This window comes from Paenibacillus sp. IHB B 3084 (genome assembly GCF_001447315.1).
GTDB lineage: Bacteria > Bacillota > Bacilli > Paenibacillales > Paenibacillaceae > Paenibacillus.
This window is the reverse complement of the sequence record NZ_CP013203.1, coordinates 4,822,606-4,845,951: the sequence shown is the minus strand read 5'-3', so window position 1 is coordinate 4,845,951 and position 23,346 is coordinate 4,822,606. Positions and strand designations below refer to the sequence as shown.

Sequence of the window (23,346 nt, the reverse complement as noted above, 5' to 3'; positions counted from 1 at the left end):
AAATCGTCCCCAGACACCAGGCAGGGGAGATTCGCGGCTTTTTCACGTTCAAATTACATTTTGCGGACAAAGAACAAAAATAGGAACAGGAGAGATGGAGAATGAACAAAAAAAGTTTCTGGCAAAGCGGACACAAGCCCACCCTATTTGGCTCCTTTCTGTATTTTGATATCAGCTTTATGATATGGGGAATGATCGGACCATTGGCCGTTGTAATTGCTAATGACTATCCAATGGACCCTGTACAAAAAGCCAACCTTGTCGCTCTGCCGGTACTCGGCGGTTCCCTGCTGCGACTCGTACTCGGCTTCATGTCGGATTATATCGGTCCAAAGCTCACCGGGCAGATCGGTATGCTTGTAACAATAATCCCTCTTCTGCTCGGCTGGCTGTGGGTTGATTCGCTGGAGCAGTTGTACCTTGTCGCCCTCCTGCTGGGGATAGCCGGAGCCTCATTTGCAGCTGCGCTGCCGTTGGCTGGTCAATGGTATCCGAAAGAGCATCAAGGCTTGGCTATGGGAATTGCCGGTGCTGGCAATAGCGGTACCGTTCTCGCCACCTTGTTTGCCAACCGCATCGCCCAATATTTCGGTAGTTGGGAGGCCGTTTTCGGATTGGCCATCATTCCGATCCTCATCGTCTTCATTCTATTCAGTCTTTTTGCCCGCAACAGCCCTCACCGCCCAGCACCAAAAAGTCTGTCGCAATATGCTTCGGTGCTCAAACAAGGGGATGCCTGGGTGTTCTGTGCCTTTTACTGCGTGACGTTCGGCGGATTCGTTGGGCTTTCTAATTATTTGACCATTTTCTTCAATACCCAATATGGCCTCTCCGCGGTACATGCTGCCGATTTTGCGACCGTTTGTGTGATTGCCGGGAGCTTCTTTCGTCCTGTGGGTGGCTTTTTGTCTGATCGGATCGGTGGTTCACGCATGTTAATGTACTTGTATGCCGGAGCCGGGATTATGCTCGCCGGCATTGCGTTTTTACCGCCACTTGCCGTGGTAGTCGTGCTGCTGTTCTTAGGCATGATGTGTCTTGGCGCAGGCAACGGCTCCGTATTCCAACTCGTGCCGCAGCGGTTCGGCAACGAAATCGGGCTCATGACCGGCATTGTCGGCGCTGCTGGTGGCATAGGCGGATACTTTCTTCCCCTTATCCTCGGACATCTGTACAAATCAACGGGTTCCTATATGCCGGGCTTCATCTGTCTGAGCCTGATCACTTTCTGCGCCTTTATCCTCGTCATCATAATGCAATTGAAATGGCGTAACAGCTGGATGCGACGCTCTGCTACAGTTACTGATGAAGCCGTCAATCGCATCGGAGAATTAAATGCCTGATGTTCATTAAACATAAAGCTGCGAAGCATTGAATTTTGACCCTCAACCATCCCCATAGCCAAAAAATAGCTTAATTTCGTTTATATAATTCGTTTATATAAAATGAAGTTTAAGCTATTTTTCATGACACTTAATCGAACCACACCTCAAAAAAACTATGATAATTATCACATTTAATCAAGTTTTCCGAAAATATCATGAAAATTAAATGAAATTTTCATTCAAAAAACATTAAAAATCGCTTTCATTTTCATAATTTTTCTTATGTAAACACTTATATAACCATTTTTCACACAACATACTTGTTCACTTGGTTTAAAATAAGGCGTATACTTGTTCACGAATTGTTCAAGGATTAACTAAATGTAATTTTCTAGAAAGAAGGAATTGGAAATGCGTGCTTTTCATTTTACGGAAGACGGATCTATCGAAACCAAATTAACCGGAAAAGATCTACTTGCCAACCCACTGCTGAATAAAGGAGTGGCTTTTACCCTGGAAGAACGGAAACAGCTTGGACTTGACGGTCTCCTTCCTCCTACGATATTAACTATTGAGGAGCAGGTTCAACGGGTTTACGAGCAATTTCAGAGCCAACCGGATAATTTACGTAAAAACGTTGCGTTAAATGATCTTTTTAATCGGAATACCGTCCTTTATTATCGTTTGCTCTCTGAGCACCTAAGCGAAATGCTCCCGATTGTTTATACACCAACAGTCGGCCAGGCCATACAGGAATACAGTCATGAATATCACAAGCCCGGTGGTATGTATCTATCTATTGATAATCTTGCGGGCATTGAAGAGGCTTTTAAGAATTTGAACCTAGGCCCTGATGATATCGACCTGATCGTAGCCACAGATTCCGAGAGTATTTTGGGAATCGGGGACTGGGGAGTCGGAGGTATTAATATCTCTATTGGTAAGCTTGCTGTGTATACAGCTGCTGCTGGTATAGATCCTAGCCGGGTGCTGGCAGTTGTTCTTGATGCAGGTACAAACAACGAGAAGCTATTGGAAGATCCTTTATATATGGGGAATCGTCATAAACGTGTACGTGGAGAACAATATGACCAATTTATTGACACTTATGTTCAAGCTGCACTTTCCTTTTTCCCGAATGCCCTGCTGCACTGGGAAGATCTGGGCAATGTCAACGCACGGAACATTATCAATAAATACGGAAATAGTATTTTGACTTTTAATGATGATATTCAAGGTACTGGAGCGGTTACGCTCGCAGGTGTGATGTCCGGTGTTCAATTGTCCGGAATCCCACTGAGCAAGCATCGGATTCTAGTCTTTGGTCCAGGAGCTGCTGGAATCGGTAATGCAGACCAAATTAGCGCAGCCATGATGCTGGAAGGACTGTCAGAAGCAGAAGCAAGACGTAACTTCTGGGCTTATGATTACCGTGGCCTGCTTACCAACGAAACAGAAGGACTTTTTCCATTCCAGGTCCCTTATGTGCGTGATGTTGCAGAATGCCGTGACTGGGAACATGCTGAAGATGGCAAAATCCCTCTGCTTGAAGTCATTCGCCGCGTGAAACCTACCATTATGATCGGTACTTCCGGTGTTACTGGGGCATTTAGTGAGGAAATCGTTAAAGAAATGGCCAAGCATACAGAACGTCCTATTATTATGCCTATGTCCAACCCGACTCCACTGGCAGAAGCAACTCCGCAAGATTTGATCCACTGGACCGAAGGAAAAGCCCTCATTGCAACAGGAAGTCCTTTTGAGCCGGTGATCTATAACAATATTAAGTTTGAAATCGGGCAATCCAACAATGCTTTCGTGTTCCCGGGTCTTGGTCTTGGCGCAATCGTGGTAAAATCCAAAATTATAACAGATAGCATGTTTGCAGCAGCTGCCCATGCAGTAGCTCAAATGGTTGATTTGTCGCAGCCTGGTGCTTCCCTGCTGCCAAAAATCAGCGAGCTGCGTGAAGTGTCTGAAGCTGTAGCTGTAGCAGTTGCAGAGGCTGCGGTTCAGGACGGCGTAGCACGTCACCAGCCCGATGATATCCGCCAAGCGGTTCGGGATGCAATGTGGGACTGCAAGTATAGACCGATCAAACAGAATGGCAAAGAAACTGTCCTGGTTTAAGATTAACGAACAACGTCAGGTTGTATTTGCATACAAGCAAAGTAATTATTGATTACCCGATGTCCGCCAGCCATTTGGCGGACATCTTCATTGGAGGCGACATTATGGCTACGGTTCATATTTTTATCATTTTAATTCCTATTTTCTTTGTCATTTTAATTGGTTATTTTGCAGGTTTGTTCAAAGCATTTAATCCTGCCTCTTCCAAAGGACTGAATACACTGGTAACCAAATTTGCGTTACCTGCACACTTATTTATTGGTATTACGACGACACCAAGGGAAACATTGAGTTCAAAAATGGCCTTTTCTGGTCGCCCTGCTTCTTGGGGTTATCGGCTTTTATATCGTATTGCTCGTAGGATATCGCTTAATCGCCAAAAAAGCTCTGACCGAATCCTCCATGTTCGCTTTGAATTCAACTCAGCCTTCTTTTGCGTTTATGGGAATCCCGGTTCTGGGCAGCTTGTTCGGGAGCGCGGCTGTCGCCATCCCGATTGCGATCACTGGCATCGTCGTTAATGCGATTCTTGATCCACTTGCAAGTATTTTAGGAACGGTCGGTCAGCGCAAAACAACAGAAGCGGATGCTAAAGGCAACTTGTTTAAAGTCACCATGAAATCAGTCCTTCACGGACTAAGCGAGCCACTTGCCTGCGTACCGCTGATCGGTGTCGTACTTACCCTGTGCGGATTTCAAGCTCCGAAGCTGCTACAATCCATGTTTGATCAACTCGGCAATATCACTTCCGGCACAGCCCTGTTTGCCATCGGGGTAACGATTGGTATTAAAAAGATTACGTTCAGTCCTAAAGCACTTAGCATTGCTGTACTGAAAGCCATCGTTATGCCTATCGTCATGCTAGGTATCGCTGTACTCGTAGGACTGTCCCATGAAGATGTAACCAAAGCTGTACTGCTTGTTGCATTTCCCGGTTCGGCGGTTGCCGCTATGATTGCTACCCGTTATGAAACGCTGGAAACGGAAGCCGCATCTGCTTTTGTCATTAGCTCAGTATTGTCGCTTATTTCACTCCCCCTGCTCATTTCACTTCTTATATAAGTGACAGGAATTTTAGAATCCTCGATGTGATGCAGACCTATACATGATCTTAGGGTGCTCGTTTGTTCCCTAATATCTTATTTTTTAAATATTGTCCAAACAATAAAATAATATAGTCATGCCGACAAGCGGTGGTTTCACAACGTTATTTCGTTGTAAGCTACCGCTTGTTATTCTGTAACTTTTCATCTTTTTTTCTCCTCTAAGTCCTATTTCTCCCATATGAAAGTGACAAGATTCTTTGTCGGTTTTTGTAACTATATTTCACCAATATGCAACCGATATTCTCCAAATTTAATAAATACCTAACATTTAGAAAGCAAATTGACGAAATATATAAGGGATAGGTTGTATATTAAAAATATATTTTAACTTAAAGGAGAAGAAGCACGTGAAAAACTTGAAGTGGAGCACTATGTCCTTTTTTGGTAAAAATTTATTGATTTCATTCATTAACATCGTATTGATCGGTGCGATTCTCATCACATCCAGCTACATACTTCAAAAGAATATTCTCACCACACAGCTGCAAGACCAGGTTAAGGTGTTAACCAAAAAATGGGCAAATGATGTCGATAAAACGAAAGTAGAGCAAGCCTTGACCGAAAAAGATTATAATGGCACTGTTCAGCAAGATTTACGCAAATTTCTCGACTCCATTCACACGTTTTATCCTAACGTTGCCCAAGCTTACATATTTGGTACAGAGTTAAAAGAAGGAGACCAAACCTCCATTATTGGCGTTCCCACAAATCTAGTTCAACCATTCCAAGATTCCAAAATGAACATAGGGGATATGTATGCTCTTCCTACCGCAAACGTAAAGGCCGTAAATGAAATGCTAAAATCGAAAGAATCGGCGTTGAGCAGCTTTTACACCGACGATTATGGCACATGGACTACCATTGTTTATCCCATTACAGATGCAAGCGGTAAAATTACGAGCGGCATCTACTTTGACGTAGACGCAAGCTCGGTACCTGCCGGACTTCAAAAACTGCTTTTATACGGTGTATCCCTGCTCATTCTGTTCCTTGCTATTTTCTTAACCATTCAATATTTGCTTATAAAACGTACCCTTTCCCCGATTCGCAGCTTGATGAAGGGCATCGAGGAAGTAAGCGAGGGCAATCTGAATGTTAGCATCAAAACAGGTCAGGATGACCTTGGCATTATCAACCAAAAGTTTAATACCATGATCAAACGTATTAACGATACGATGGTAAAAGTACAAGATACGACGCAAGAAGTTACGGAATCGGCTCAGGAGCTGCTAAGTATTAGCGAACAGAACAGTAACAATACGAATGTTATTAACAGCAATATTCAGGAAATAACCCAAGGACTTGAATCCCAAGATCACGCTGCGCTTGAAAGCTCCCGGGCTATGAATGAAATGTCTACGGTTATCCAAACCATTGCCGAAAGTTCCTCCTCCGTAGCAGATCAAGCTTATTCCATGGAAAAACGTTCGGTTGAAGGCAATCAGGTAGCCCAAAAGCTATCAACTCAAATGGATTCTATCTCCACTACAATAGAAAGTACAGTTGATTCCGTTAATGCGCTACAAAACCGATCTAACGAAATCAGTAATATCGTAAGCATCATTACAGGTATTGCCAGCCAAACGAACCTGCTTGCACTGAACGCTTCTATTGAAGCTGCCAGAGTCGGTGAAGAAGGCAAGGGTTTTGCAGTAGTAGCGGGAGAAGTGCGTAATTTGGCTGAGCAATCTCAAGAGTCCGCCAAACAAATTGCAGAGCTTATTGAAGAAATTCAAAAGGAAATTGAACAAACCGTAAAAGGCATGAGTCTAGGTACAAAAGAAGTTCACATCGGGCTGGAAGTTACGAAGCAGACAGGCGAAATGTTCTCTGAAATTTTACATGCGGCTAATAAAGTATCGTCACAAATTCAGGAGGTATCCAGTGCGACGGAGCAGATTTCAGCCAGTACGCAGGAAATGTCAGCAACCTCTGACGAGCTGTCATCCACGGTAAGCAAAACAGCAGACAGCAGCAAACAGATTGAGCACACCATTGGAGAACAGGCTGAGTCGATGGCTTCTATCGTCAAAGCTTCCGACAAGCTTACATTGATGTCCGGGGAGTTGGAAGAGCTTATTTCATTCTTCAAGGTAAACCGGAAATCCTAACAATCTACCTTAAATAAGCCAACGAAAACAAAGAACCTCTATTCTGCACATTGTGCGGATTAGAGGTTCTTTGGCATACTCGTACGTACTCTAGTTTATAAAGCCTTCCAGCGCTGAGGTCGGCTTACCGTCAGCCTGCCAAGCACCTTTGTTATAACCCTGATTATAACCTGGGGTTGCAGCCGGTTCCCAATAAAATACCCCCAAGCCTTTGCCGCCCGCGATACTACGAACCTTCGTTTTGATATCGGCAATAAATGCCTTGGAAGTTGCAGGTTCATTATATTCCATTCCGATTTCACTGATGACAATGCCTTTACCGTATTTTGCAATAAGGTTATAGGCATTGGTAATCGTCTGATCCACCTTGCCCTTCCAGTCAGAAGGAGACGGATATAGAGACAGCCCAATGAGGTCGAACTGAGCTCCATTTTCAATCAGTCCACCAATATTCCAGTTTAAAACGGAACTGTTATCCCCGTTAGCTAAATGTACGATTGTCTTGGTACTACTGCTTACCGATTTTACAGCGTTATTCCCCGTATTGACGAGCCACGCATAGTTTTTCATATTCACCGAGGCTTTGCCGTCATCCCAGAGCATTCCGTTGTTCGTCTCATTGCCGATTTGCACCCAGTCCGGTGTCACACCCTTGCTTTTCATTGTATTCATAACATAGACTGTATGGGACCAGACCGCATCCATGAGTTGTGTAAATGTAAAATTGCGCCATGCGTAAGGCTTATTCTGCTGTCCGGGATCTGCCCAGGAATCGCTATAATGCAGGGTTAACATAACGCTCATGCCCAATTTTTTAGCTCGTTGCGCCAGTTCTGCTGCCTTTTCGGCATTCATGTATCCGCTTGCATAATCCTTCATGTCAGGATTCACCCAAACCCGGATACGCACCGAGTTGATCTGATAATCATCCCGCAAAATTTGCAGTACATCCCGACGGACACCCTTTTTATCCTTCCAGTTCATACCTTGCGCTTCCATTCCTGCTACCCAGCTTATATCTGCTCCTTTGGCAAAAGCAGGGGCGGCCGAAGCCGCACCACCTCCCACAGAGCCAAATGGATACAAAAAGCTGGATAACAAGATCAACATCGCAAATACCATAGTCCGTTTACTTGTTTTCATAAGTCATCCCCCATCTGAATTGTGTACTCCTCATTGCCTCTGACAAATCTACCAGATCCCTCATTCGGGAAAACGTCAGCCATCACACTCTATACTCTTTCCGATTTACTCCGCTCTGTCTTTAGTACCTTAACAGCATAGGCATCCAATCGAACCTTGCCGTCTTCCACCACATGATTTTCGAGCATATCCGCATAAATTCGTCCATCTAGCCTAATCTCTTGTGGCTCATGAGTGAAATTCAGTATGAAAATATAATCATGAACTCCATCGGTACGAATCGCCGTATTCACTCCATGCGGCAACTGAACATCGAGTGCTTTACTAATTCCTGCGCCATCAATCAAACTTCTGTAAAAATGACTGTTGAACGATCCCGTGTTGCGTGAAGCGATGTAATAAGCTTTTCCCTGTCCCAAGCGGTTCACCGTCAAGGCTGGGCGTCCTGCATAAAAGTCTGAACCGTATACAGCCAGTACCTCTGCACCTTCCGTATGAATGAGATCGCACAATTCCACAGCCTCATACTCACCGTGCAGATCCAACTCATTTCCTTTAACTGGCAAAATATGATTACGGTCGTGATCATGCAGCCCGTCAATCTCTTCCGACCAGATCCCAAGCGTCTTACGAAGCGGCCCAGGAAAGCCTCCAAGAAAGCACAAATCATGTTCATCCACGATACCTGACCAATAGGTTGCTACAAAAATGCCACCGCTTTCAACAAACTTTTGTATTCGCTCACCTACACCGCTGCGCACCATATATAGCATTGGAGCTACCACAAGTTTGTATTTGGAGAAATCAGCATCCATATGAATGACATCTACAGGCACGCCCTGCTCCCATAGTGCCAAATAATGCGCCTGGGCCGTCTCCTCATATTTTACGCCTTTGTTTCGCGGCCCCTGTGAATCGTTGACTCCCCAGCGGTTCTCCCAGTCAAAAATGACTGCCGCCTCTGCTGGTACAGATGTGCCGATAACTTCCTCCAGCTTCTCCAGCGCGTTGCCCACATCTGTCACATCTCCGAACACCCGAGTATGCTCATGCCCCACATGATCGACAACTGCACCATGCAGCTTTTCACTCGAACCGCGGCTTTTCCGCCACTGGAAATACTGCACTGTATCTGACCCATGTGCCACAGCCTGTAAAGACGATAGCAGATGCATTCCCGGCCGCTTCAGCTTGCTAACCTCTTGCCAGTTCGTCAAGCTTGGCGTACTCTCCATCAGCATCCAAGGCTTCCCGCCCTTGATTGAACGGATAATATCATGCATCATGGCGACTTTGGCAGCCTGACGGCTATCATCTCCCCCACGGTCATGCCACGTTGGATAGCTGTCCCAGGATACAACATCGAGCAGATCTGCAAACTTCCAGTAATTCAATCCTTCAAAAAACTCCATCAGATTTGTGGTGACTGGAAGCGCCGGGTTTGCAGCCTTGAGCGGTATAATCTCATGTTTGATAAAATCTGCGGTCTGATCAGTCACAAAGCGTCTCCAGTCCAAATTCATAGCATGGACCTGCGTTTCACCGTGAGGGGCCGGAGATTCGATTTGGCTCCAATCCGTAACCGTATGACTCCAAAAGGTCGTCCACCATGCGTGATTAAGCTTATCCAGCGTGCCGTATTTATCCTTCACCCAGGTACGAAATGCCTCCTGACAATAATCACAGTGGCAATCCCCACCAAATTCATTGGAAATATGCCAACCAATGACAGCCGGATGATTCGCATAGCGCTCGGCCAGCTTTGTATTCATGATGCCTACTTTTTCCCGGTATACAGGCGACGTAGAACAGTGGTTATGGCGGACCCCGTGCAGGTTGCGGACACGGTTAGCCTCCACACGTAGCACCTCTGTATATTTTTGTGACATCCAGGCAGGTCTAGCTCCACTAGGAGTAGCTAAAAACGCATATATTCCGTTCTCGGCAAACGAATCCAGGATACGGTCCAGCCATTCAAACGTAAATACACCTTCCTCAGGCTCCAATGAAACCCATGAGAATATGCCGACAGACATCACGTTACATTTAGCCAGTTTCATTAACCGGATATCCTCTTTTAGCACCTCGGGATAATGCTGCCATTGCTCCGGGTTATAATCCGCTCCATGCAGCATACATGGAACTCGCTCACTGATTGGTGGGTATTTGATTATGTTTTGATGCGACACTGTAAATCATCTCCTTTAAATCAATATGGTTTACTCTTTGACAGAGCCGAGCGTCATACCTTTAACAAAAAACTTTTGTAAAAATGGATACACAATAAGAATAGGCGCTGCACCAATAAAAATTTGTGCTGCATTCACTGTCGTTTGTGAAAGTAATTCCATCTCTTTGGGACTCATACTCATGGAGCTCATGTCCTTCTGAATGATTACCGTTTGCAGGAATGTCGCCAATGGATAATCCTTAGCATTGCTCAGATAGAGCAGGCCATCAAACCATGAGTTCCAGTGAAATACCATACTAAACAACGCAATCGTCGCAATAGATGGCATGGATATCGGCAAAAATATACTAAACAAAGTCCGAAAATGGCCTGCCCCGTCAATTAGCGCGGCCTCCTCCATCTCTTTGGGTATTCCTCTAAAAAAGTTCAACATGAGGATTACCAAAAATGTATTGACCGCTCCCGGCAAAACAAGTACCCAAAAGCTGTCCATGAGATGAATCTTTTGAATAACCATATAGAATGGAACCAAACCGCCGTTAAAAATCATACTGAATACGAACAGCCATGAATAGACGTTTCGGCTTCTGAATACAGATGTCTCTTTTGAAAGTGGATAAGCAGCCAAGAAGGTAATCAGCAGCGTTAAGCCAGTTCCCAGCACGGTCCGGAGAACAGAAATCCAGATGGAGTGCAGAAAAATCGGGTTATTCATCGTCTTCTTATAGGCTTCTAATGAAAATTGCACCGGCCACAGTCCAACCAGATTGGCATCTGCTGCTGATTTAGCACTAAATGATACCGCCAACACATGAATCAGCGGAACGATACACATGATGGACAAAATCACAAGCAAGCAAATATTAAACACATTGAAGATGCGGTATGGCGTTGTTTTATGATACATGACTCTCCCTCTTTCAGCCTCGTGGAATCAAAATATGCGGTAACCTGCCCATTTGTAAGCAAGTCGATAAGATATCAGAATGAGAATCATACTGATAACGGATTTGAACAAGCCGATAGCAGTAGCAAAGCCCATTTCCCCATTGATTAACGCTGTTCGGTAGACGAATGTGTCAATAATATCGCCTTTTGGGTAAACCAGCGGATTATAAAGGTTGAAAATCTGGTCAAAACCGGCATTCAGAACATTGCCCAGTGCAAGCGTTCCAACAACGACTACCATCGGAATTAACGAAGGTACAGTGATGTGTAGCGTCTGTCTCCAGCGGCTCGCTCCATCCATTTCAGAAGCCTCATACAACGAAGGATTAATACCCGCAAGTGCAGCGAGAAATACGATAGTGTTGTAGCCGAACTCCTTCCATATATCCGATACAATGACAGTAAACCGAAACCAGTTATTATCTCCCAGAAAAAAGATAGGCTGGATCCCGAAACTACCGAGAATACGGTTCATAAATCCATCTGTAGCCAACAGATCAATCAGAATTCCGCCCAAGATTACCCACGACAGAAAGTGTGGCAGATAAACCAGTGTCTGAATGGATCGCTGTAGTCCGACCTTGCGAATTTCATTCAGCAGTATAGCAAAAACAAACGGAACCACCAGATTGAAAAACATCTTTAACACAGCAATAATTAGCGTATTCCAGACGACTTGAAGACTGTCCTCCCGTTGAAACAAAAAGCGGAAATTATCCAGTCCAACCCACTCGGAACCAGTTATGCCTAGCCAAGGCTTGTAATTTTGAAAGGCCATCACGATGCCGCCCATCGGAATGTAGCTGAATACAATTAAGAAAATGATGGCTGGCAGCAGCATGATATGAAATGGCCACGTACGTTGCAGACTTCTCATTGCAGTTCCTCCTGTAACTCTCATGGTATACTTCAATTATAAAAGCGTTTTCGCTGTCCCAACAGTTCAAAAAACCAACATACATGGCACAAAAGCAATCATTTTTTAAGCTCGCCAAACGAATGAAACTTTTTTCACACACATCATAATAGCGCATTCATTTCCACTCAATCCTGATAAAGCTGTAGTAAAAAGGCTGTCCACCTTGGGACAGCCCTCCTAATCTATTACAACATCATGATTTTTACTTTTCGACGCTTTTATACCATTGGTTTACTTCATTTGTAATTTGTTCGCCACCAGCTGTTTTCCACGTCTGTACAAAGGTATCAAAAGCAGAGATCGGCTGCTTGCCATAAATAATTTCATTGAAGGTCTGACTTTCAATCTTATCCAGATAGTCCTTTTTAGCCTTCATGGTTGACGTAGTAGGGCCCGTGAACTGATCTTTCATGGAGATATCCTTCTGTTCCATAAGCACTTTGGCAGCTGCGGGAGTATCTTTCCCGTAGTTCACCATTACATCTTTCTCCAGACGGGTCTTCGGTTCTCCACCGTTAGCCAAACTTAATAAAGCCTTCATTTGGGCATCAGGTATACGGGCACCATCACGAACCAGCAAATAACGAATAGAGTTTACATAACCGCCTGGTATTTTATCGATAGACATTAGCTTTCCGTTGGCATCCAAATCATAATCGTAGCCCTTAAACAGCCCATTCGACAAATCACCGTCCGGTTTGGCATTAGCATAATGGTCAAACAAATAATTTTGATAAGTGAAAAAAGCTTCAGGATGCTGCATTTGTTTGTTGATTAGTACAACACCATTGGTGTATTGCGTTCCGTGACGCATGGCTTTGTTGTCAGGACCTGCTGGAATCTTGATCGGCTTCCATACGGCACCCGGCGCATTTTTGACTGTATCCTGAAGCGGCCAGCCGCTCATCCAATATGGCCCAGGGATCATACCGGCTGTTCCTGCGACTGTAGGTTCTGCCGTTTTATTTTCATCCCACAATGCTGCTTCCTGAGGGATATATCCCTTTTTGAGCCACTCGCTCAGCTTTTGCAAACCCGGCTTCATGCCAGGCTGCACGGAGCCATATTCCAAACTGCCACTCGTGCCTTTGTTCCACTGCTGGGGTAGTGTGCCATATGCCCCGAAAATCCAGGACGGGTCACCCATCCAAGTATTCATGGATGTTTTGAAACCGATGCTGAGCGGAATCACTTTGTTCGGAGCCAGTCCGTCCGGATTTTTATTTTTAAAGGCATCCATCACTTTTTCCAGATCATCCATCGTCTCAGGAGCCTTCATGCCCAGCTTATCCAACCAATCTTGTCGTACCCACAATACATAATCATGGTTATAGGCGAAATCAAGCACAGGAATACCCATTTTCTTACCATCTCGGCTATACTGATTCCATACGTTCGTATCCTGATTCATCGCCTGCTTCCAGGAATCCGAAGCGTACTTGTCAAACAACGGACCAGCCTCTGCAAACATACCGGAATCGATCATGTCCTGTGCCAGTTGCTCATTCTCCGTCCCCAATACAACGACGTCCGGCATCTCCTGACCGGAGGACATAGCCAATCGCAGCTTCGTAGCAAATGCGCCATTCGTATCTGTGACGGACCAGAGTGATTTGATATTAATACCGAATTTCTCTTTAGCCCATTTTGTTGCAATATTATTTTCGATAGATTCACCATTTTTAAATTTTAAGGCGGGATCTACACCCCATACCGTGGAAATTGTGACTTCCGGATTGTATTTTTCTTTGTATACGTTTTCAGTTTTAGCTGTGCTATCCTTATTCCCATCATTTCCCGCACCTGAGCAGCCCACAAGGCCAACTCCTAATACCATAGTTGCGGCGAGCAACGACAACAACTTTTTTTTCGAATGAACTCGCATATTGTTCCCCCTCTAAAAATCATTTTCTACTCTTTTATTATAAGAGGGCTTTTCTTCGCAGCCTATGTCACAAAATAAATATTTCTGCACCTTTCCCAACTGATCTTTACTATTCTCTTCTTGGTCTCATCTTTACTGGTCCCGAAATTCATGTGGAGTCATCCCGTAATGCTTTTTGAACATCTTACTGAAATATTGGGGATTCTGATAGCCCAGTTCCGTCGTAATTTCGTATATTTTTTTGTTGGAATATTTGAGTAAATAAAGAGCCCGCTCCATTCTCATTCGGATGATATAGTCACCCAGACCTTCTCCGGTTTCAGCTTTATAAATTTTAGACAGATAGACTGGATGTAGATAAACTTGATCGGCAATCGTCTTAACAGACAGCTCCTGACCTTTATCCTGGGAGATGAGCTCCTGAACCTGCTTGACCACATAGCTTTTAGCGCTTTGCTCGCTTGCGGACCATTCAGATTTAAGTTTGTTCATCATGGAAAATATCCACTCTTTGAGGTGGGGGAACGAATGAACCATTTTCTGCGCATGTAACGGATCGAAGCCTACTTGATCCATCTGTGTAATGAAACGTCCTTGTTTGTGCGCTGTATACATAAAGGCGCTCGTCACCGAAATAAACAGCTCATATAAATGTTCGCGGGTATATCCCGCTTCTTCTATCTTCCCAAATACACGGTTTATTTTCGCTTCGGCCTCCTCCCATTGTCTGGACTCCAGAAGATGGGTCAGCGTTGGGTGCACATATAGTCCCTCCAGCAACTTGACTGAACTGTGCGGCTGTTCTGGCTGCTCATCCACAAATAGCAACGTATCCGTCTCCTTCTGTTGGTTCCAGTATAAGGATCTTATCGCTGTCTGATATGCCTTAGGCAGCTCCTCCGGGAACATAAACCAACCAGTTACCGTGACGTAAATTTCCCCTTTCAAGTAATTGCTCACATTTTTTCGAAAGGTTTCGATAGTCGCCCGCAAAATACTACTATGCTCGTTCATACTAATTTCTGTTATTCGCTTCATATCATGCTGTTCTGGGGCATAATCTGATTCTTCTTCATGATGCATACTATACTTTTCCCGATTGTTATTCGAATTTGCTTCTATTAATACAATTAAGCAATCATGTGGCGCTTTACAGTGCCACACGTGAAAATCGGGTGCGAACACTTCTTCAGCAATATTTCCAATCGCATACTCAATTAAGGATACTGAATGATAATCCATATCAGAAAAATGCTTCCCTAGCTGAATAAGCAGCATACTGGCAGGATGTCCCGTGCGTAGCTTGATCTCGTACTCGGACATTTTGCTCTCTATTTTTTGTACAGGCAAATCACGCCCGAGTAGCAAATCGTGCATTAAATGGGTCCGCAGCACACCAAAATCGTTCCTACGGCTATATTGTAATTGATGAACCTTGTCAAATGCTTCCCATTCTTCCTTTAGCGAATCCATGGCGGCTGACACACATTTGATAAACTCTTCATCATCCACCGGCTTTAAAATGTAATCAAAAGCCTTAAGCTGGAGCGCTTTTTTAGCATATTCAAAATCGGCATAGCCTGTCAGTAACAAACTTCGGATATGCGGCCATCGCTCGTTTACCTCAACAATCAACTCCAGTCCCGTCATGCCGGGCATACGAATATCCGTAACCAGAATATCAATATCGTACGCTTCCAGCACATCCACTGCTGCTAATGCGGAAACCGCTTGATGAACCCTCTCGATGCCTAGCGTCTGCCACGGAATGGTAGCTGCCAGACTTTCTGTTACATAACTCTCATCATCTACTAGTAATATCTGAACCATCTGGTCCCTCCGTTTTAACTATATTCGAATTTGGCGAAGGCTCAATTAAACCATTCGCATGCTCTCCTTCTGTTGAGAGCGACCATTTTAAAACCGCACGCAATCCTCCTAATGGAGACAAAGAGAATTCCAGTCCGGCATCTTCTCCAAAATGTAATCGTATGCGTTGATGCACATTCCACAAACCGTATCCATGATCCTCTTCCACAGGCTTGTCAAGCGTCGATGTCAGGGAAGTTATAGCCTCTCTACTCAAACCGAGTCCGTTATCATCCACAATCAGGTACATATACGAGCCAACACGCTCGGTTAAAATATGAATTATACCATCCTCTGCTTGAGGTTCTATCCCGTGCAGCACCGCATTTTCCACCAGTGGTTGCACCACAAGCGGCGGAATCAGCAAACTGCTGGCTTGCGAGGACATAACAATTGAAAACGTTAACCGTGGCATACGCATCTGCTGTATGTTCAAATAATATTGAACAAACTCGACTTCCTCTGACAATGGAACCAAATCCCGCTCCTGTCTTGTTGTATATCGATAATACCTGGATAAATTATGAGCCATGGCCACGACCGCCTCATGATTGCGCAGCTTCGCCATACTTGTAATAAACGAAAAACAATTATAAAAAAAATGGGGATTGATTTGTGACTGGAGCTGCTTTAGTCGCGCTTCCTTGACATGTAGCTGCTCAACATACACCTTCTCAAACAGCTCCTGAATCTGTTCGACCATCAGATTGAATTGACTAGACAGGAAGGCAAACTCGTGACTCCCCCTTACACTTAATCGAACAGCATAGTCTCCATCCTTTAATCTCCGAAATGCCTGCACAAGCTGAAGAATCGGCACCTGTACCTGTGAATGAAGCAAGTAAGCGCCAATCAAGCCTACCAGCAGCGAGCCAACAACAGTTATATAAAACAGTCGATTCGATGAGTAAATCGGAGACATCATATCGGACAAAGGCATGTAATCAATCAAATACCAACCAGTCGTTTGCGAAAGAACGGCATGAACCAGGTAGCTTTCTTCTCCAATTTTCACGGTCAGATTATCAACTTCATGAAGTCCCATTTTTTCCAATTTTGAAATCAGATTTCCAGACAGCTCTTCATTTGCAGTACGATTATAGATCACTCCTACGCCTTTTTTATAATAAAAAGGCTCCTTTCGACCATCACCTTTGAAGCGGTCAAGCATGTCCTGAATATTACTGCTGTCAAATTCAACCTTAATAATCGTGTTAGCGGTTTCTGGATTACCGAGTGAAGAAAACGGGGATAATGTATACAATGAAAATATAAATTGGTCTTTCCCGTATGATCTTTTTTTGGATACCTGCCAGCCGTCTTTTATCAGTTGATTTAGTTTTTTCTGATCATATAAACCTGCCCCATTCTCCGATACAACCCGTCCGAGCGAAGGTGAATAAATACTCAGACCGGTTCTCCAATTCGATGAGCTTTCCTGAAGTCCGAGCTTGGTTTGGATCCGTTTGACAAGGTTAATGCCATCCAGATTGAGAACCTTGTCCTTTAAAAAAATCGCTTGAAAACTGGCTACATCAGGGTCATGAATCAGCAGATGCGGCCAGGAGGAAATCATTTCAATATTCGTATTCACCTGATTTTGAAAAAAAGTCAACTGGTTATAATTTGACTGATTTAGTTCCTCACGTAACACGCCTGTCGTTGTCTGATTAGAATAGACATACAGGATTAGCACAGGTATAAGCAATACGATAATGATCGAGAGAATTTTAGTATAAAAATTAAATTTAAACATGAGTTCTACACATCCTCTGCACAAAAAAACAGGCATACTTAAATGGTATGCCAGAGCCCTGACCTTCGTTGCCGTCAGTACATACTATACATTATCAATGGTTGGCGGTGATAATATGTTTGATGCTAAGCAAATGGAATGGTTTAATCAACTATCCGCGGAAGACTTGGCCATTTTAGGTGCCGGCTTCAATACACTAGGTGATTTTTTTGATTTTCTGGCGTTAATTAAGGCCAGACAGGAAACAGCCCAAAGTAATAAAAAGTAACAGCACTATTTCACAACAAATTTCACACGAGCTCCATCCTCATACTCATCCAATTGGTGACTGACCCATGATCCTGCCCCACGATTATCCTTAGGGGCTATGTATTTGATATTTGCACCTTTGCCACCTTCTGAGCACATAGCCATCGGCCATTCGTCACGATCGTATCCTTTACGAGTGGGAACACCTGCAAGCGAATGCTTGCGATTTTGCTCGGCTCCTTCACGGTCAATTGTGCATACCGGTGATTTCCCCGCCTGAATGGCTTCCTTGATATGCTGCGCCGTTTCAGGATAACGACCTGACGGAAATTGCAGCGTAACCTGAGCCGATGCAGGCGGGTTCTCTCCTGTCGTTTTCGTAAGAAGATTGCCACCTTCAAACCAGTACGCGCCCGCAGCTAGCAGCACTAAGGCTATAAAACTCAGCAACTTTTTCTTCAATTTTCTTCTTCCCTTCAAGCTATTCTAGTAGATGCCTTCAACTAAGGTAATCCCCGGATTTTATTTTTTGTAACCCCTTACTGACTATAAAAAAGGTTGAATATTCGACGACAAATAGTATAGAGAGGAGGTTGTACGAATGAACGATGAGATCAAACTGGCCGTGAGCCAAATGCAAGCCGTTGTAATCCGCTTACTGAATGGAAGTACCGTAATTGGCTGGCCTAAGCTCCTATCTGACCAAGAAACTCAGCAATTCAAGCTTTACGATGACGAACACGTATATACGATTTCCGTTAATGACGTGGATACAGTCGCAAGAGTTATTGTATAAGATACAGGAAGCGACTTAATGAGACATCCAGCGGACAAGCCCAAACAAGGCACACCACAGGAGAAGACTGATCAGAATCCCCCAAAATAAACCTTTAAAAAGCTTCATACCAAACTGACAACCTTTCCGACTGGGCTTTTCCCCCATTATAACATGTCAGAAAGACAGCTGTCGCAGCATGCTTTTACATCATCTTCGTATCATATATATTAAATTTTAAAATCACGACACAAAGAAAAAATGAAATTAATTCCGAAAATTATGCCTGATCACCAGTGAAAATGCAATCATGACATAATAAAAGTCACATTTTAATCAAAATTTAATGAAAGTTTTCCGAAAATGATGTATAATTATTGACATAATAAAACGCACGAGGTGATCATCATGGCATTATTAAACAGAGTACAGGAGTTAAAATTGCAACTGCCTAGCGAGCATCACAGCATTTCACAATACGTGGAGCATGCGCTGCATTCAATTGACAGTTTTGTTGAGCAACATCGTCAATTTATAGCCGCTCAGGCTTTGTATGGTGAAAAAATTAATGGCACAGAAGAAAGACTGTTTCGAGATACCATTTCCGAGATTAAAGCTCAACTGGTGGCCACGCTGGAAAAGACGGTTGAAGATTTCTCTCACAAAGGCGACAAGCACTGGAAGAACCATTATCAGGACGGCGTAGAATAAGTTGAAAAATAACCCTCGGTTATAGACCGGGGGTTATTTTTGCATAAGTGGATGTGGCAATATGCGTAGACTATTTTAACACTCTGGCAGATGTCGCTACAGTCTTACCACCATAGACTACTTTGATACTGGAACTTCCGGTATCAATCGCCTTCACCTGACCACCAGTAACCTGTACAATCGACGGTTTGGAGGATGTCCATACCGCTGAGCTTGTCACATTAGTAGTTGCGCCTGAATCATAAATTGCATTCACACTAAGCACTTGAGAGGAGCCTTTAGGCAGTTTCAGGTTTTTATTGCTCAATACCAGTTTGAGCAACTTAGGTGTGACCTTGATCTCAACGTTAAACGACTTATCTTGATAAGTGCCCGTAATAGTTGCTGTTCCAATTCCAACGGCTTTAATGGAAGAGCCTTTTACGACCACTACGGAAGCATTCGAGGTTGCCCATTTCACTTTACTGCTCAGCGTTGCTTTTTTACCATCTGTATATATGCCGGTGACTTTGATGGACTTACTTCCTTTCAAATTCATTTCAGCATTCGAAAAGTTTGGTGTCAATGTAGAAATGGCTCCTTCCACAATGACAGGCACTTTCACGTATTTATTCATATACATCGCCTTGATTCCTGAGTTACCGCCACTTACCGCTTTTACTTTACCATTTCCTACTGTAACTGCGGCTGTTGTACCTACCCAACTTACCTGATTGGTAACATCCAGGATTCCGCCACCAGCCATGTGTGCTTTTACTGTCGGAATACTTGCTTCTTGGCCTGCAACCAATACATATTTTTTCTCAGAAGCCGTCAGCTTGAGCACTTTGTATTGCACAGTCACTGGAATATCCAGTTTGAGCGCACCTACCGTTGCTGTCAATGTTGCACTACCTGGGTTCACTGCAACTAGCTTACCATTTGTTATTTTAACTGCACTTTCACTGCTTAAGCTCCATTTTACATCGGATTGAACTGCTTTTTTTGCTCCATTGACCAAATAAGCAGATATACTCGGAAGAGAAGTTTTGCCTCCTGTTTCGAGAGTCAGACTGGCTTTGCTTGAAACCAGTTTTTCAACCGTCGGAAGTACATTAATCTTCAGAGTCTTGCTCAAACCGTGATAGGACGCTGTAATCGTCGAATTGCCTGCATCCATCGGTGTGATTTTACCTTGCTCGACTGTGGCAACCAGCGGATTGGAGGAAGTCCATTCTGCCGTGTTGGTCACATCAGTTTTACCACCAGTCAGGTTCACATCAGTCGCATTGACCTGAATTGGTGAACTACCCAGGAAGGCCGATTGGGAAGCGGATGGACTCAATATTAATGCTTGGGAAGCGGAACGTACATACACGATCGTTTGTGCTTTGAGTTCATCTTTGCTTGCTTTAATGTAAGTCATGCCCTTGGCAAGAGGACGAACCAGACCATCCTCCACTGTAGCCACGGACGGATTCGTGGATGTCCATTCCACACCAGATACTTTTTCTGTACCGCCCGCCGTAAGCGTACCTTGGACAGTCAATTGCTTCGAATCTCCGCTCACCACCAGATTGATGGGACCGGATGGATCTATTTGCAGCTTGCTGTAAGGCGATTTTACTGTAATCGTTGTACTTACCGTTTGCTGTCCATATGTGGCAACAATCTTAATCTGCCCTTTTGACACAGGAGTAATGAGTCCCTTATCTACCTTTAAAATGCTTGAATCCCCAGAGATCCATTCTGCCTTTTGTGTAACATCTTCTTTGCCCTTTTCTGTCAATGACCACACTTTTAATTGAGCGGGGTTTCCACCCAGATTGACTGTAGTCGGATTTTGACTATCCCACTCTACCGTGGAGGTCGTGTTCCCCTCCGCCTGGATCAAACCCGCTGGCAATGCTGCAAATAAAAACATCAGCACAGCAAGTAAGAAGGTACTCCGTTTGCTCATACGTTTCATTCGTTTCTCTCCCTTAGTTTCAGCTCTATAAATTAGGATATAATTAACAATCCTATTACTTTATCGGTAAACAGCTACTTGATTTGAACCCTTAGGAAGAAAAAAAGGTGGATTATAACAGTTAAAGTTCTCCGCGTAGCGACCTGACCACGAACAGATGACCCTCCTTGGACAAGGTTTGTCCATCATCCAGAACGACATCGTAATCCGTGTGACTGGTCAATTTTGTGTTGTAGGCAATCAGCTGGTCTTCTTTCCAAACGGTCACCGCCGATTGAAAAAGAATGGCATTATCAAACTGCACTGGAACGCTCATCACATAACCGATAGAATTTAGCTTCGCCGGATGACGGCTTCTGCGCTCACGCCCAGGAGGGAGCATCGTAATATACGTAATATTTTCAAAAGGAATAGACAACATCTTCGGGCCTAAAATAACGCACTTGTGCGTGTCATCCCATTTTTCAATCGTGCCGCGCACCTTTTGGGTATGACCGTTGTTGCCGTAATATAAAATGACCTGACGTCCCTTCCATTGACGCATGTCCTCACCTCCAGTGCTAGCGGTTAGGAATCTCCCACCGAATCGGTTCCATTCCATGCTCCAGCAAAAATGCATTGGTTTGCGAAAAAGGCTTGCTGCCGAAAAAGCCCCTATGAGCCGCCAAAGGACTCGGATGGACAGATTTCAAAACCAAATGCTTGCTCGTATTCACGAAGCTTGCTTTTTTCTGGGCATGGCTTCCCCACAAAATAAACACTACCGGCTGCTCACGTTCATTAATCGCCTCAATAACGGCATCCGTGAAACGTTCCCAGCCTATTCCCTGATGAGATTGCGGTTGTCCTTCACGCACGGTCAGCACATTGTTCAGCAGCAGCACTCCCTGCTCTGCCCAAGGAACAAGGTAGCCCTGATTGGGAATGGGAGTGCCGAGATCATCACGCAACTCTTTATATATATTTTGCAGAGACGGCGGTGTACGCACACCTGGTCTTACGGAAAAGCTCAAGCCGTGGGCTTGTCCCTCTCCATGATAGGGGTCCTGCCCCAATATAACCGCTTTGGTAAGATGATATGGTGTTAATTTAAGTGCGGAAAACAAATCTTCCTTTGGAGGGTAGACTTTATGTATTTTGTATTCACGTGCTAATGTATACCTCAATTCATTGAAATAAGGCTTTTCTACCTCTTCCCGTAAAACTTCATCCCAATCATTACCAAACATAACTCCCGTCTCCTCTCGATATATGGGTCCCGAAATGTTTAGGCGTTTTATTTACAAAAAAATAAGCTGGTCTCCCTCATCCGGAGCCAGCTTATTTATTCGTTACCTGTGTTACATGCCGAAGGACCAGGATAGAAACCATACGATAATCAGCTACCGTTGGATCTAAATTCGATTTCCTTATTATAGCATTAACGATAATCGTGTCAAGTAACTGTAAGCCCAAATCCGCACGGTACCTCGTAACAATCAAGGGGTTGGCTCAGAACATTGGATTAAGCCTTATGAGCGTTCAGATACTCTAGCGCGTTATACAACATAATGGCTGCTTCCGCACGTGTAATCTCGCTTTTTGGATTAAACTTTCCGCTGGCATCCAAGTTATTGACCTTATATACAAGCGAACGCTGAATGCTGCCTTGATAGGAAGGCTCCAACTTGCTATCATCGGCAATCGTTGCAGGTGCAATTTTGATCATCGGCAGGCTGCCTGCTTTTTCCATGCCCTGAATCAGCATATGGGTGAACTCTTCCTTGGTCAGAGTTTTTGAAGGATCGATATCTTTGGGAATCTCCACGCCATTATAATGCGCGTTGATAAAGGCTTCGGCATACCATGCGGTATCCTTAACATGGGAGAACAGTCCGCTGGCCTGTGGCGCCTTATTAAAATCAATAGCAGCCAAACTGAGCTGAAATCCGCCGGAGATTAACTGAATGCCTTGGGCAGCAGTCACTCTAGAGGCGGGGAGAAACTGCGTATCAGAGACCCCTTTGAGCAAACCCTGATTTTGAAGGGAAATGATTTTGTCTTTGCCGCTTATGCTGTCCAAATCCTTGAACTGATTGCCCGCCGCAAACATTTGATCTCCAAAAGAGAAGGAAAGAAGCAATACTGTGGTCATGGCTGCGAATGCGCTTTTTCTCATATTCATGTAAGTTCCACCTTGTAGTTGAATTAGGCCGCCTGGCCATTAACAACCTCTTTGACGTAGTTCAGGATGGAAAGGTTGCAAGCGATCTAACAGAGATTCGGATGAAGATTGCGGAA

The 23,346-nt window shown here is 44.2% G+C and carries 18 protein-coding genes and 1 pseudogene; 7 read left to right on the top strand and 12 right to left on the bottom strand.

What is annotated here, in order from left to right; translation table 11 throughout:
• The first annotated feature begins 101 nt into the window (after positions 1-101).
• The 4 genes and pseudogenes from ASL14_RS22675 (at position 102) to ASL14_RS22660 (ending at position 6,672) form a co-directional block, all read left to right on the top strand.
• On the top strand, positions 102-1,343 hold the full coding sequence (locus ASL14_RS22675; RefSeq protein ID WP_134913558.1) for a nitrate/nitrite transporter: 1,242 nt from the start codon (positions 102-104) through the stop codon (positions 1,341-1,343).
• 393 nt (positions 1,344-1,736) lie between these two features.
• The gene (locus tag ASL14_RS22670; protein ID WP_134913557.1) at positions 1,737-3,455 is read left to right on the top strand and encodes an NAD-dependent malic enzyme; all 1,719 of its coding nucleotides are present in this window, start codon (positions 1,737-1,739) and stop codon (positions 3,453-3,455) included.
• A gap of 104 nt (positions 3,456-3,559) precedes the next feature.
• Positions 3,560-4,517 (top strand): annotated as a pseudogene (locus tag ASL14_RS22665) (AEC family transporter).
• 391 nt (positions 4,518-4,908) lie between these two features.
• Positions 4,909-6,672 (top strand): methyl-accepting chemotaxis protein, encoded by a 1,764-nt coding sequence (locus ASL14_RS22660; protein WP_134913556.1) that lies wholly within the window; start codon positions 4,909-4,911, stop codon positions 6,670-6,672.
• 90 nt (positions 6,673-6,762) lie between these two features.
• On the opposite strand, the gene ASL14_RS22655 is transcribed toward ASL14_RS22660, so the two are convergent.
• The 7 genes from ASL14_RS22655 to ASL14_RS22625 form a co-directional block, all read right to left on the bottom strand.
• Complete coding sequence (locus ASL14_RS22655) at positions 6,763-7,815, bottom strand: glycoside hydrolase family 53 protein (RefSeq protein WP_134913555.1); 1,053 nt, start codon at positions 7,813-7,815, stop codon at positions 6,763-6,765.
• Between the two features lie 89 nt (positions 7,816-7,904).
• A complete protein-coding gene (locus ASL14_RS22650) occupies positions 7,905-9,950 on the bottom strand; it encodes a beta-galactosidase (protein WP_442953270.1) in 2,046 nt (681 codons plus the stop codon).
• An 84-nt stretch (positions 9,951-10,034) separates the two neighbouring features.
• A complete protein-coding gene (locus ASL14_RS22645; protein WP_134913553.1) occupies positions 10,035-10,913 on the bottom strand; it encodes a carbohydrate ABC transporter permease in 879 nt (292 codons plus the stop codon).
• Positions 10,914-10,940: 27 nt separating this feature from the next.
• Positions 10,941-11,831 (bottom strand): ABC transporter permease, encoded by an 891-nt coding sequence (locus ASL14_RS22640; protein ID WP_134913552.1) that lies wholly within the window; start codon positions 11,829-11,831, stop codon positions 10,941-10,943.
• 244 nt (positions 11,832-12,075) lie between these two features.
• A complete protein-coding gene (locus ASL14_RS22635) occupies positions 12,076-13,758 on the bottom strand; it encodes a type 2 periplasmic-binding domain-containing protein (RefSeq protein ID WP_134913551.1) in 1,683 nt (560 codons plus the stop codon).
• 132 nt (positions 13,759-13,890) lie between these two features.
• Positions 13,891-15,588, bottom strand: coding sequence for a response regulator transcription factor (locus ASL14_RS22630; protein ID WP_134913550.1), 1,698 nt, complete (start codon positions 15,586-15,588; stop codon positions 13,891-13,893).
• The gene (locus tag ASL14_RS22625) at positions 15,563-17,383 is read right to left on the bottom strand and encodes a sensor histidine kinase (RefSeq protein ID WP_134913549.1); all 1,821 of its coding nucleotides are present in this window, start codon (positions 17,381-17,383) and stop codon (positions 15,563-15,565) included. The genes ASL14_RS22630 and ASL14_RS22625 overlap by 26 nt, the downstream gene beginning before the upstream one ends.
• Between ASL14_RS22625 and ASL14_RS22620 the strand changes: the two genes are divergently transcribed.
• The gene (locus ASL14_RS22620) at positions 17,382-17,651 is read left to right on the top strand and encodes a hypothetical protein (RefSeq protein ID WP_134913548.1); all 270 of its coding nucleotides are present in this window, start codon (positions 17,382-17,384) and stop codon (positions 17,649-17,651) included. The genes ASL14_RS22625 and ASL14_RS22620 overlap by 2 nt on opposite strands.
• Before the next feature lie 5 nt (positions 17,652-17,656).
• On the opposite strand, the gene ASL14_RS22615 is transcribed toward ASL14_RS22620, so the two are convergent.
• Positions 17,657-18,094 (bottom strand): NucA/NucB deoxyribonuclease domain-containing protein, encoded by a 438-nt coding sequence (locus ASL14_RS22615; RefSeq protein WP_134913547.1) that lies wholly within the window; start codon positions 18,092-18,094, stop codon positions 17,657-17,659.
• Positions 18,095-18,233: 139 nt separating this feature from the next.
• Between ASL14_RS22615 and ASL14_RS22610 the strand changes: the two genes are divergently transcribed.
• Positions 18,234-18,428 carry a hypothetical protein gene (locus ASL14_RS22610; protein ID WP_013310963.1) on the top strand — a complete coding sequence of 65 codons (195 nt, stop codon included), beginning with the start codon at positions 18,234-18,236 and terminating at the stop codon, positions 18,426-18,428.
• Positions 18,429-18,815: 387 nt separating this feature from the next.
• Entirely contained in the window at positions 18,816-19,118 is a 303-nt protein-coding gene (locus tag ASL14_RS22605; RefSeq protein ID WP_025683436.1) for a hypothetical protein, read from the top strand.
• A gap of 70 nt (positions 19,119-19,188) precedes the next feature.
• Here ASL14_RS22605 and ASL14_RS22600 read toward each other — a convergent pair whose 3' ends face one another.
• From ASL14_RS22600 to ASL14_RS22585, 4 genes are all read right to left on the bottom strand, one after another.
• The gene (locus ASL14_RS22600) at positions 19,189-21,066 is read right to left on the bottom strand and encodes an Ig-like domain-containing protein (protein WP_134913546.1); all 1,878 of its coding nucleotides are present in this window, start codon (positions 21,064-21,066) and stop codon (positions 19,189-19,191) included.
• Positions 21,067-21,187: 121 nt separating this feature from the next.
• Complete coding sequence (locus ASL14_RS22595) at positions 21,188-21,610, bottom strand: YolD-like family protein (protein WP_134913545.1); 423 nt, start codon at positions 21,608-21,610, stop codon at positions 21,188-21,190.
• A 16-nt stretch (positions 21,611-21,626) separates the two neighbouring features.
• Positions 21,627-22,295 (bottom strand): uracil-DNA glycosylase, encoded by a 669-nt coding sequence (locus ASL14_RS22590; protein ID WP_044648214.1) that lies wholly within the window; start codon positions 22,293-22,295, stop codon positions 21,627-21,629.
• A gap of 275 nt (positions 22,296-22,570) precedes the next feature.
• Positions 22,571-23,230, bottom strand: a complete 660-nt coding sequence (locus tag ASL14_RS22585; protein ID WP_134913544.1) for an S-layer homology domain-containing protein — start codon at positions 23,228-23,230, stop codon at positions 22,571-22,573.
• Positions 23,231-23,346: the final 116 nt, after the last annotated feature.

Bases quoted from the DNA above. Each gene is read 5' to 3' on its own strand.
- ASL14_RS22675 (WP_134913558.1), top strand. From the start codon at position 102: ATGAACAAAAAAAGTTTCTGGCAAAGCGGACACAAGCCCACCCTATTT.
- ASL14_RS22600 (WP_134913546.1), bottom strand. From the start codon at position 21,066: ATGAAACGTATGAGCAAACGGAGTACCTTCTTACTTGCTGTGCTGATG.
- ASL14_RS22635 (WP_134913551.1), bottom strand. From the start codon at position 13,758: ATGCGAGTTCATTCGAAAAAAAAGTTGTTGTCGTTGCTCGCCGCAACT.
- ASL14_RS22645 (WP_134913553.1), bottom strand. From the start codon at position 10,913: ATGTATCATAAAACAACGCCATACCGCATCTTCAATGTGTTTAATATT.
- ASL14_RS22585 (WP_134913544.1), bottom strand. From the start codon at position 23,230: ATGAATATGAGAAAAAGCGCATTCGCAGCCATGACCACAGTATTGCTT.
- ASL14_RS22625 (WP_134913549.1), bottom strand. From the start codon at position 17,383: ATGTTTAAATTTAATTTTTATACTAAAATTCTCTCGATCATTATCGTA.
- ASL14_RS22630 (WP_134913550.1), bottom strand. From the start codon at position 15,588: ATGGTTCAGATATTACTAGTAGATGATGAGAGTTATGTAACAGAAAGT.
- ASL14_RS22650 (WP_442953270.1), bottom strand. From the start codon at position 9,950: ATGCTGCATGGAGCGGATTATAACCCGGAGCAATGGCAGCATTATCCC.
- ASL14_RS22655 (WP_134913555.1), bottom strand. From the start codon at position 7,815: ATGAAAACAAGTAAACGGACTATGGTATTTGCGATGTTGATCTTGTTA.
- ASL14_RS22595 (WP_134913545.1), bottom strand. From the start codon at position 21,610: ATGCGTCAATGGAAGGGACGTCAGGTCATTTTATATTACGGCAACAAC.
- ASL14_RS22640 (WP_134913552.1), bottom strand. From the start codon at position 11,831: ATGAGAAGTCTGCAACGTACGTGGCCATTTCATATCATGCTGCTGCCA.
- ASL14_RS22605 (WP_025683436.1), top strand. From the start codon at position 18,816: ATGGCATTATTAAACAGAGTACAGGAGTTAAAATTGCAACTGCCTAGC.
- ASL14_RS22590 (WP_044648214.1), bottom strand. From the start codon at position 22,295: ATGTTTGGTAATGATTGGGATGAAGTTTTACGGGAAGAGGTAGAAAAG.
- ASL14_RS22670 (WP_134913557.1), top strand. From the start codon at position 1,737: ATGCGTGCTTTTCATTTTACGGAAGACGGATCTATCGAAACCAAATTA.
- ASL14_RS22620 (WP_134913548.1), top strand. From the start codon at position 17,382: ATGAGTTCTACACATCCTCTGCACAAAAAAACAGGCATACTTAAATGG.
- ASL14_RS22610 (WP_013310963.1), top strand. From the start codon at position 18,234: ATGAACGATGAGATCAAACTGGCCGTGAGCCAAATGCAAGCCGTTGTA.